We start from the raw sequence: 9,695 nt of genomic DNA on the forward strand, positions 1-9,695 counted from the left end.
GTTTCAGCCAGGCGAGCGGAATTCCGTTCGAGCTAGGAATCATTCGCTCGCACTATGTCGGGCGGACATTCATCCAGCCCAGCCAGGAGGTCCGCCACCTCGGCGTGAAGCTGAAGCACAATGCCAATTCGGCATTGGTCGATGGCAAGAGCATCGTCCTGGTCGATGATTCGATCGTTCGCGGCACGACCTCGGTGAAGCTCGTGCAAATGATGCGCGATGCCGGGGCCCGCGAGGTGCACATGCGCATCGCCTCGCCGCCGACGCGGCACAGCTGCTTCTACGGCGTCGACACGCCCGAGCGCGCCAAGCTGCTCGCCGCGCAGATGAGCGTCGACCAGATGCGCGACTACATCAACGCCGACAGCCTCGCCTTCATCTCGATCGAGGGCCTGTATCGCGCGCTCGGCCAGGACCGGAACGCCGCCGCCCCGCAACGCTGCGACGCCTGCTTCACCGGCGCCTATCCAACGACGCTGACCGACGTCGGCGAGAAGGACGAAGGCGCGGCGCTGTCACTGGTCGCCAGCCGCTGACCGTTTGCATTGCCCGCGCCACGTTCTAGTGCGCGGCCCATGACCGACACCAAGCCCCTCGCCGACAAGATCGCGCTCGTCACAGGTGCCAGCCGCGGGATCGGAGCAGCGACGGCGGAGGCTCTCGCCGCGGCTGGCGCGCACGTGATCCTCGTCGCCCGCACGGCAAGCGCACTCGAGGAGGTCGAGGAGCGGATCCACGCCGCCGGCGGAAGCGCGACGATCGCCCCGCTAGACCTTACCGAGGCCGAATCCATTGCCAAATTGGGCGCCGCCGTCGCCGAACGCTGGGGTCGGCTCGACCTCATGGTCCTCAATGCCGCGATCCTCGGCTCGCTGACGCCGGTGCAGGACATCGACCCGAAGGAATATTCGCGCGTCCTCACCCTCAACCTGCTTGCCAATCAGGCGCTCATCGCCGCCTTCGACGCGCTTCTGCGCAAGTCGGACCGCGCCGATGTCGTTGCCCTGACATCATCCGTGGGCTCCCAGCCGCGTGCCTTCTGGGGCGCCTACGGCTCGTCCAAGGCGGCGCTCGAGACCCTGCTCGGGACCTATGCGGACGAGACGGGCTACACCGGGCGCATCCGGATCCACATCGTCGATCCAGGCGCGACCCGGACGCGGATGCGCGCGCTCGCCTTTCCCGGCGAGGAGCCGGACAGCGTCAAACCGCCCGAAGCCGTTGCAGCTGCGATCCTCAAGCGGGTCATCAGCGACGGAATCACCGGAGAGCGAGTGCGCGTCGACGCCTGAGCACGGGCCCCGCTACATCACGATATCGGCGGCGGAGAAGCCGGCTGTCGCGTGCAGGACGACGGCGAAGTCTGCGGTCGTGTCGCCATTCACATCGCCATAGAGCGTCAGGTCGGCGCTGCCGTCGGCATTACTCGACGCGACCGTGATCCAGAGGCTGTGCGCCGCTGGTCCGGAGGTCAGGCCGACGAAGGCCTGGTCGCCGGCGTCGGCGAGATTGGCGTCGATCGCTGACAAATCCAGCCGGTCGGCGCCGGCGCCGTGCGCCGCAGTCGTGAAGTCGGTGATCCGGTCGGACGACGCGGGCGTCGATTCGCTCGCGCCGTAGAAATAGAAAGTATCGCTCCCCGCGCCGCCGGTGAGCGTGTCGGCGCCCGGTCCGCCGGCAAGGAAATCATCGCCTCGGCCGCCGTCGAGCCGGTCATCGCCGATGTAGCCCTGGAGATAATCGTCGCCGTCGCCGCCGGAGACGACACCATTGCCCTCGTCGCCGAACAGCCAGTCGTTGCCGGCACCGCCGATGATCGTGTCGTTGCCCGCCTCGCCGCCAAGATAGTCGTTGCCGGCCCCGCCACTGACGACATCATTGCCGCCGCCGCCAAAGATGGTGTCGTCGCCGCGGGCTCCGACGAGGTGGTTGTCCAGCGCATTGCCCTCGAGGGTCAGTCCGGCGGCGCCCTGGATGATGCCGATCTCGACATTGTCCGGGAGCGTCAGGCAGACGGTCGTGCGGATCGTGTCCGTGCCCTCGTTCGCATTCTCGGTGACGACGTCGCCCGGACTGTCGATATAATAGCTGTCGTCGCCCGTCCCTCCCGCCATTGCATCGTCGCCCGCCCGGCCGTTGAGCAAGTCGTTCCCAGCCTCGCCATTGAGCGCGTCGTTGCCGTCGCCGCCGTCGAGCACATCGTTGCCCGACCCGCCCCACAGGATGTCGTCGCCGCCTTTGCCGTAGAGGTGGTCGTTACCGCCGAGCCCCTGCAGGGTCTCCGCATTGCTCCAGCCGGTGATGCAGTTGTCCGACGCATTGCCGGCGAGGGTCGCGGCCGCGCTGCTCCCGCCGGCATAACTGCCGGTCTTCAGGTTTTCGACATTCTCGGGAAGCGTGTAGTCGACGCCCCGGGTAAGCAGCACGGTGTCGAGGCCCTCGCCCGGCTTTTCGACGATCGTGCCGAATTCCGTCCCGCGCGCGCGATAGACGTCGTTTCCGGCCCCGCCGGACAGAGTGAGCCCGGCGCGTCCGTCGAAGTCGGTGAACCAGTCATTGCCATCGCCGCCGGAGATGCTTCCGACGACCGAATGGCCGCCGAATGTGTAGACATCATTGCCGGCGCCGCCATCCGAAGCGAGGCCCGTTACAGAGCCGGTGAAGATGACCCGGTCGTCGCCATCGTCGCCGAAGACCGACTGGCCGGAGCCGCCACGCAGGATGAAGATGTCGTTGCCGGCACCGCCATGCACGAGCGCGCCCGAGGCCCGGATGTCGAAGCGGTCGGCGCCCGCGTCCCCGCTGACCGTCGCCATCCCGCCGAGCAACCGGACGACGTCGTCGCCGTCTCCCATTGACGCGGTGGTCGTCGTCCCGCCGGCGACCGTCAGCGTGTCGCTGCCACCGAGCAACGTCAGCGAATAGTCGCCGGCCGCCTTGACCGTGACGATGTCCCGAGCGTTGGAAAAGCAATGCGTCGGCATCTGCTCACTCCCGCCAGCAGCGAACGAACCACGAACACTGCGATGGAATGAAGCGTGAACAGCCGGAATTGCGACAAGTTGCACGAACTACCTGGTCCGATTCGGAGGAACCGTCTGCGCACGATGCCGTCCGTCGGTCGGCATGCGGCGATAGCCGGGCCGGAGGGTGACGTTCGCACCGGTGGCCGCTAAGAGCGCGCCGATGTCTTCCACACCTTCGCAAACCGGCGCCAGGACCGGCGGCCGAATCCTCGTCGACCAGCTGCGGATCAATGGCTGCGACCGGGTCTTCACCGTACCCGGCGAAAGCTTTCTCGCCGTGCTCGACGCGCTCCACGACACGCCGGAGATCGAAACGATCGTCTGCCGGCAGGAAGGCGGAGTCGCCTACATGGCCGATGCCGACGGCAAGATGACCGGCCGTCCCGGCGTCGCCTTCGTCACTCGTGGGCCTGGCGCGACGAATGCCAGCGCCGGAGTCCACGTGAGCTTCCAGGATTCAACCCCTTTGATCCTGTTCATCGGCGACGTCGCGCGGGGCGATCGCGACCGCGAAGGCTTTCAGGAGGTCGACTTCCCCGCCTTTTTCGCGCCCGTCGCCAAATGGGCGGCGCGGATCGAGGATGCTCGGCGAATCCCGGAATATGTCGCCCGCGCTTGGCGCGTCGCCACCGCCGGCCGTCCCGGGCCGGTCGTCCTCGCGCTGCCCGAGGACATGCTCCGCGACGAGGTGGATGTCGTCGCCCGGCCACGCGTTCCGGCCGTCGCCGAAGCGCCCGACCCAGGAGCGGTTGCCGCTTTGTTCGGGCTTCTCAAGGAAGCCGCGTCGCCCGTCGCGATTGTCGGCGGGGCCGACTGGAGCCCCCGGGCTGGACACCATTTCGCCAACTTCGCCTTCCGCCATGGAATCCCGGTTGCCGCAGCCTTCCGCCGCCAGGACGCGATTCCGAACATCTGCGGCGTCTATGCCGGCAATCTCGGCTACGGCCCCAACCCGAAGCTGCAGCAACGCATTCGCGACGCCGACCTCGTGATTGCCGTCGGTGCCCGGCTCGGCGAGGCGACGACTGACGGTTATGCACTGATCACGCCGGACCACCCGGACCAGACGCTGGTCCACGTCCATCCTGACCCGAACGAGCTCGGTCGCGTCTATCACGCCGACCTGCCGATCTGCGCCGACATGGGCGAGTTCGCCGAGATGGTCGACGAATGGATCGATCCCGATTGCATTCGCTTCTCCTGCGGCGAGCAGGCCCATGCCGAATGGCTGAAATGGAGCGAGCCTGAGTCCCGCGACGGCGTCGCTCTCGACCTCGGCCCCTGCGTCGCAGCGATGCGCGATGCGCTTCCGGCGGAAACGATCATCTGCAACGGCGCCGGCAATTTCTCCGGCTGGTGGCACCGCTACTGGCGCTACGGGGCCATGCCGACGCAACTCGCGCCGACGAGCGGCACCATGGGCTACGGCCTCCCGGCCGCCGTCGCCGCCGCGCTTCGCTTCAAGGATCGGCCGGTGGTCTGCGTCGCCGGTGACGGCGACTTCCTGATGAACGGGCAGGAGCTCGCGACTGCCGCGCAGTACGGCGCGGACCTTGTCGTCATCCTCGTCGATAACGGCGCTTACGGCACCATCCGAATGCACCAGGAGCGCGAATATCCCGAGCGCATCTCGGCGACCGAACTGCGCAACCCAGACTTCGCCGCCCTCGCCCGCGCGTTTGGCGGCTGGGCCAAGACGGTTGAGCGCACCGAGGATTTCGCTCCGGCGCTGGCCCGCGCCCTCGATCGGCGCGGTATCCGCCTCCTTCACTGCAAGACCGACGTCGAGCAGATCAGCAACGCGACAACGATCAGCCAGCTGCGCGAAAAGGCCAGGCGCTAGGGCGCGTAGTCGCCGAGCAATGCTCGATTGTGGGCCTCCGGGCAGCTGCCGACGCGCCTCCGCGAGCGGCGCCGATCCCGAAACGGCGGCTTGCCCACCGCCGCCGGAACCGTTGCAAGCTGTTCCACGAGCCGCTCGAAATCCTCGAAGCTGCCGAGGCTGCGTGGCTGGTCCGCAGCGGCCGGCGACCGCTCGTCGAGTTCCACCAACTCGCCAGTGGCGCGGCCCGGAAGAGCCGCCGCTGCCGCCTGGTAGAGCGAGATCCCGATGCCGTAGCTGACGCCGTCGCCGGGACGTAGCGATCTTCCCACAATCCTTCTCCGCGCCGATTCCCGTTGGAAACAACGCGGAGGCGACGTGATTTGCCCGAGCATCAGAGTCCGTTTCGGACGGATCGGCTAGAGACCGAACGGGTAGGTCTCGTCGCCTCCCGGGCCGCCGCCGGGCCGGGCGTTCCCGGCCAGCGGAGTGACCGCGCGGGTCTCATCGAACCACACCCAGGCATCGAACTGGCGCGGCAGGATCGCCTCGCTGTAATGGCTCCAGCGCTCCGTTTCGGGCCGGTAGATGACGCCGATGAACCGCTGCAGACGCGGCTCGAGAAGTGCCTCGCGCAGATCCTTGCCGACCTTCCCTTCGCGAAGATCGAGCAGGAAGCGGGACAAGCCGCTGTCGTGACTCATCCGCTCATGGCTTCCGGGCAGTGACGGGCGCACCCGCTTGATCTTCATCGGCTCGTCCCAGTCGTCCGCCGCCGCGACCGTGCCGCCGTGGGTCCCAAATCCGATCAATCTCGCTTTGGCGTCGAATTGATCCTTCACAAGCTGGCCGATGTTGAGCTCGTCGCGGCGCTGGCCCATGTCGGTGAACGCGGCGTTGCCGATGTGGCTGTTGTGGGCCCAGACGACGGCCTTCGCGGTCGGCCCCTTGGCGTCGAGCAGCTGGCACAATGTTTCGAACATGTGCGTGTCGCGCAAATTCCAGCTCTCCGCGGAGCCATGGTACATGACGCGGTAATAGGCCTCGGCGTTCTTCACGAGCCGGGCGTTGGCGGCGGCGTCCAGCCATTCGTCGCATTCTTCGCCGAGGCAGTCGAAGTTGCGCTGCATGAGGTCGCGAAGCATCTGCATCACGCCGGCCTCGCACCGCGCATAACCCTCGCTGAGCGCGACAGCGCCGTAGCGGGCCGGGTCGTCGGCCCAGGGTTCGAGGCAGCCGTAGCGCCGCCGCGCCGTCCGCGCGGCCTCGGGGTCGGCCGTCTCGAGAAAGTCGATCACCGCCCGCATCGACGCGCTGAGATTGTAGAGGTCGAGCCCGTAGAAGCCGCACATCGCCGGATAGTCGCGTGAGCCATTGTGATCGTGCAGCCAGCGGATGAAGCCGTCGACCTCGGCGTTGCGCCACATCCAGGTCGGGAAGCGCTCGAACGCCGCATCCTCGCCCTCGCGCGGTTCGCGGTGACGGACATAGCGGTCGATCGTCGCCGCGTCCGGCCAGTCCGCCTCGACCGCGACGATGGTGAATCCGTGATTCTCGACCAGCCGCCGGGTGATCGCGGCGCGAGCGCGATAGAATTCGCTGGTGCCGTGGCTCGCCTCGCCGAGCATCACGACCCGCGCGTCGCCGAACCGGTCGAACATCGCTCCGAAGGCGGGATCGTCGATGCCGGGGAGCGGCTCGGCGGACTGGGCGATCAGCTGAGGCAGATTGCGGGTCAGCGTCTCAGTCATGCTTCCAGCCCTCCTGGCCAATCAGCGGAACGAAGCGCACCGCGCCGAGGTCCGACCGCTCGACCGAATCAGCCTCGCGCCGCCGGACCATCACCAGCCGCTGGACGTCGTGAACGGCGCCGACCGGCATCACCAGCCGTCCGCCCGGAGCGAGCTGCTCGACCAGCGCATCGGGCACGTGGCTGCCGCTCGCGGAGACAAGGATCGCGTCGTAGGGCGACAGCGGCCGCCAGCCCACGGTCCCGTCCGCCTCGACGATCTCAACATTGCCGACACCCAGTCGCGCGAGCCGCTCGCGCGACTCCTCGACGAGCGCCGGCTGTCGCTCGACCCCGACGACATGGCCGGCGATCCGGCCGATCACCGCCGCCGCATAGCCCGAGCCCGAGCCGACCTCGAGCACGCGGTCGCCGCGGCGCACGTCGGCCGCGTCGATCATCAAGGCGACGATGTAAGGCTGCGACACCGTCTGGCCGGCCGCGATCGGCAGTGGGTGGTCGCCGTAGGCGAGATGCGCGTGGCTCGCATCCACGAACGCCTCGCGCGGCACGCTGCGGAACGCGTCGAGGATTCGCGGATCGGATATGCCGCGGCGCCTGAGCTGCCGCTCCACCATCGCCTCGCGCTCGGCGGCGAAATCCGTTGCGAGAACGCCCACGCGACCCAAACGCGCCGGGGCCGAGTCGTGTTGCTAGATCAGCCCCGCGAGCGGGCTGCTGGGGTCGGCATAGCGCCGCTTCTGCATCCGGCCGGCAAGGTAGGACAGCCGCCCCGCCTCGACCGCCGCCTTCATCGCGCGGGCCATCAGCACCGGCTCCCGCGCCTCGGCGATGGCTGTGTTCATCAGCACTCCGTCGCAGCCCAATTCCATCGCCACCGCCGCGTCGCTTGCCGAGCCGACCCCGGCATCGACCAGCACCGGCACCTTGGCGCCTTCGACGATCAGGCGGATGGTCACTCGGTTCTGGATCCCGAGGCCTGAGCCGATCGGAGCGCCCAATGGCATCACCGCGACCGCCCCCGCTTCTTCAAGTTGCTTCGCGGCGATGGGGTCATCGACGCAATAGACCATCGGCTCGAAACCCTCGGCGACCAGCGCCTCGGTCGCGCGCAATGTCTCGCGCATGTCGGGATAGAGCGTCCGCGCTTCGCCCAGCACCTCCAGCTTGACGAGGTTCCAGCCGCCCGCCTCGCGCGCCAGCCGCAACGTGCGGATCGCGTCCTCGGCGGTGAAGCAGCCGGCGGTATTGGGAAGATAGGTGACCTTCGCGGGATCGATGAAGTCGGTCAGCCGCGGCTGGCTCGGGTCGGACACGTTCACCCGCCGCACGGCGACCGTGACGATCTCAGCCCCCGACGCCTCCAGCGCCGCGGCATTCTCCTCGAAGCTCTTGTACTTGCCCGTGCCGACGATCAGCCGCGAGGTGAAGGTCCGGCCAGCGACGCTCCAGCTGTCAGGCCTGATGTCCTGCTGCGCGGTCACTCAACCCCCTCCGACGAAATGCACGATCTCGAACGAGTCTCCGTCCTCGACGCAGACCTCGCGAAAGGTCGAGCGCGGCACGACCTCGAGGTTGCGCTCGACCGCGACGCGGCCGGGGTCGAGCCCGAGCTCGTTCAGCATCTCGACCAGATTGTAGCCGCCGGGCACGCGCCGGTGTTCGCCGTTGATGCTGACCGAAAGGCTGTTGTCGGGGTCCATGCGCGGGCGATAGGAGCCCCGCGATTGGAGCGCAATCAAGGCTTTACCGTTGAAGGGTGGACGGATGGGCGCTCGTCTGACAGAGGCTCCGCCAGAGCAGACAGGGAAACATCAATGCCGCAACCCAAGGACGGGAGCACGGGCGCGACGAACGGAATGCGCATCGACCCCGGACTGGTGCGAGAGCTCGCCGAGCTCCTCACCGCGAACTCGCTGACCGAAATCGAAGTCGAGGACGGCGACCGCCGGATTAAGGTCAGCCGAGAACCCGCGCCGGTGCTCGGCGGCGCCCTTGCCGCACCTGCTCCGCTCGCCACGCCCGCACCTGCCCCGCAAGCCGCCGCAGGCGCGGCGCCCGCCCAGCCCGTCGAAGAAGCGGTCTCCGGAGAGACGGTGAAGTCGCCGATGGTCGGCACTGCCTATCTCTCGCCCGAGCCGGGCTCCAAGCCGTACGTGACCGCGGGCGCGACAGTGAAGGCCGGCGACACCCTGGTCATCGTCGAGGCGATGAAGGTCATGAATCCGATCACCGCGCCTAAGGACGGGACCGTCAAGAAGATCATGATCAGCGACGGCCAGCCGGTGGAGTTCGACCAGCCGCTGATCGTCATCGGCTAGGCAGCCGGCGCCATGAAGATCCAGAAGCTGCTGATCGCCAACCGGGGTGAGATCGCCCTCCGGATCCACCGCGCCTGCCACGAGATGGGCATCCGCACGGTGGCGATCCATTCCACCGCCGACGCCGATGCGATGCACGTCCGCCTAGCCGACGAGACGGTCTGCATCGGCCCGCCGCCCGCCAGCGAATCCTACCTCAACATTCCCAACATCATCTCGGCGGCTGAGGTCGTCCACGCCGACGCCATCCACCCCGGCTACGGCTTCCTGTCCGAAAACGCGCAGTTCGCCGAGATCGTCGAGCTTCACAACATCATCTGGGTTGGCCCGAAGCCAGAGCATATCCGGACGATGGGCGACAAGATCGAGGCCAAGCGCACCGCCGCGGCGCTCGGCCTGCCACTCGTGCCAGGCTCCGACGGCGCGATCACTAGCCTCGGCCAGGCGCAGGATCTCGCCGAGGAAGTCGGCTACCCGGTCCTCATCAAGGCCGCGTCGGGGGGCGGCGGCCGCGGCATGAAGGTCGTCCAGGGGGCGGACGAACTCGAAAGCCTGATGGCCCAGGCGGGCAACGAGGCCAAGGCATCGTTCGGCGACGACACCGTCTACATGGAGAAATATCTCGCCGACCCGCGCCACATCGAGTTCCAGGTGTTCGGCGACGGCCTCGGCAATGCCATTCATCTCGGCGAGCGCGACTGCTCGATCCAGCGGCGCCATCAGAAGCTGATCGAGGAGGCGCCCTCCCCGGTCCTGCCGCCGGCCGACCGCGAGAA

At 67.8% G+C, this 9,695-nt stretch carries 8 protein-coding genes and 2 pseudogenes; 5 read left to right on the plus strand and 5 right to left on the minus strand.

The features are described from left to right. Both JOZ79_RS13400 and JOZ79_RS13405 read left to right on the plus strand, forming a co-directional pair. Window positions 1–536 (plus strand): annotated as a pseudogene (locus JOZ79_RS13400) (amidophosphoribosyltransferase); the annotation flags it as partial. 39 nt (window positions 537–575) lie between these two features. After that, a complete protein-coding gene (locus tag JOZ79_RS13405; RefSeq protein ID WP_294075110.1) occupies window positions 576–1,292 on the plus strand; it encodes an SDR family NAD(P)-dependent oxidoreductase in 717 nt (238 codons plus the stop codon). Between the two features lie 12 nt (window positions 1,293–1,304). On the opposite strand, the gene JOZ79_RS13410 is transcribed toward JOZ79_RS13405, so the two are convergent. Further along, the gene (locus JOZ79_RS13410) at window positions 1,305–2,984 is read right to left on the minus strand and encodes a calcium-binding protein (protein ID WP_294075113.1); all 1,680 of its coding nucleotides are present in this window, start codon (window positions 2,982–2,984) and stop codon (window positions 1,305–1,307) included. A 202-nt stretch (window positions 2,985–3,186) separates the two neighbouring features. On the opposite strand from JOZ79_RS13410, the gene JOZ79_RS13415 reads away from it, so the two are divergent. After that, window positions 3,187–4,869, plus strand: coding sequence for a thiamine pyrophosphate-binding protein (locus tag JOZ79_RS13415; RefSeq protein WP_294075116.1), 1,683 nt, complete (start codon window positions 3,187–3,189; stop codon window positions 4,867–4,869). On the opposite strand, the gene JOZ79_RS13420 is transcribed toward JOZ79_RS13415, so the two are convergent. From JOZ79_RS13420 to thiS, 4 genes and pseudogenes are all read right to left on the minus strand, one after another. Beyond that, a complete protein-coding gene (locus tag JOZ79_RS13420; protein ID WP_294075118.1) occupies window positions 4,866–5,180 on the minus strand; it encodes a hypothetical protein in 315 nt (104 codons plus the stop codon). The two genes, JOZ79_RS13415 and JOZ79_RS13420, sit on opposite strands and share 4 nt — an antisense overlap. Before the next feature lie 87 nt (window positions 5,181–5,267). Then, window positions 5,268–6,599 (minus strand): erythromycin esterase family protein, encoded by a 1,332-nt coding sequence (locus tag JOZ79_RS13425; RefSeq protein ID WP_294075119.1) that lies wholly within the window; start codon window positions 6,597–6,599, stop codon window positions 5,268–5,270. Next, on the minus strand, window positions 6,592–7,257 hold the full coding sequence (locus JOZ79_RS13430; protein ID WP_294075122.1) for a protein-L-isoaspartate(D-aspartate) O-methyltransferase: 666 nt from the start codon (window positions 7,255–7,257) through the stop codon (window positions 6,592–6,594). The genes JOZ79_RS13425 and JOZ79_RS13430 overlap by 8 nt, the downstream gene beginning before the upstream one ends. A gap of 33 nt (window positions 7,258–7,290) precedes the next feature. After that, window positions 7,291–8,301 (minus strand): annotated as a pseudogene (gene thiS, locus JOZ79_RS13435) (sulfur carrier protein ThiS). Between the two features lie 114 nt (window positions 8,302–8,415). Between thiS and accB the strand changes: the two are divergent. Then, window positions 8,416–8,919: an acetyl-CoA carboxylase biotin carboxyl carrier protein gene (gene accB / locus JOZ79_RS13440; RefSeq protein ID WP_294075124.1), complete on the plus strand. Its 504-nt coding sequence runs from the start codon at window positions 8,416–8,418 to the stop codon at window positions 8,917–8,919. Between the two features lie 12 nt (window positions 8,920–8,931). Next, on the plus strand, window positions 8,932–9,695 hold a 764-nt coding region (locus JOZ79_RS13445), incomplete at its 3' end, for a biotin carboxylase N-terminal domain-containing protein (RefSeq protein ID WP_294075126.1).

Source organism: Sphingomonas sp. (assembly GCF_019242355.1).
In the GTDB taxonomy this organism is placed as follows: Bacteria; Pseudomonadota; Alphaproteobacteria; order Sphingomonadales; family Sphingomonadaceae; genus Sphingomicrobium.

Bases quoted from the DNA above. Each gene is read 5' to 3' on its own strand.
- JOZ79_RS13405 (WP_294075110.1), top strand. From the start codon at position 576: ATGACCGACACCAAGCCCCTCGCCGACAAGATCGCGCTCGTCACAGGT.
- JOZ79_RS13410 (WP_294075113.1), bottom strand. From the start codon at position 2,984: ATGCCGACGCATTGCTTTTCCAACGCTCGGGACATCGTCACGGTCAAG.
- JOZ79_RS13415 (WP_294075116.1), top strand. From the start codon at position 3,187: ATGTCTTCCACACCTTCGCAAACCGGCGCCAGGACCGGCGGCCGAATC.
- JOZ79_RS13425 (WP_294075119.1), bottom strand. From the start codon at position 6,599: ATGACTGAGACGCTGACCCGCAATCTGCCTCAGCTGATCGCCCAGTCC.
- accB (WP_294075124.1), top strand. From the start codon at position 8,416: ATGCCGCAACCCAAGGACGGGAGCACGGGCGCGACGAACGGAATGCGC.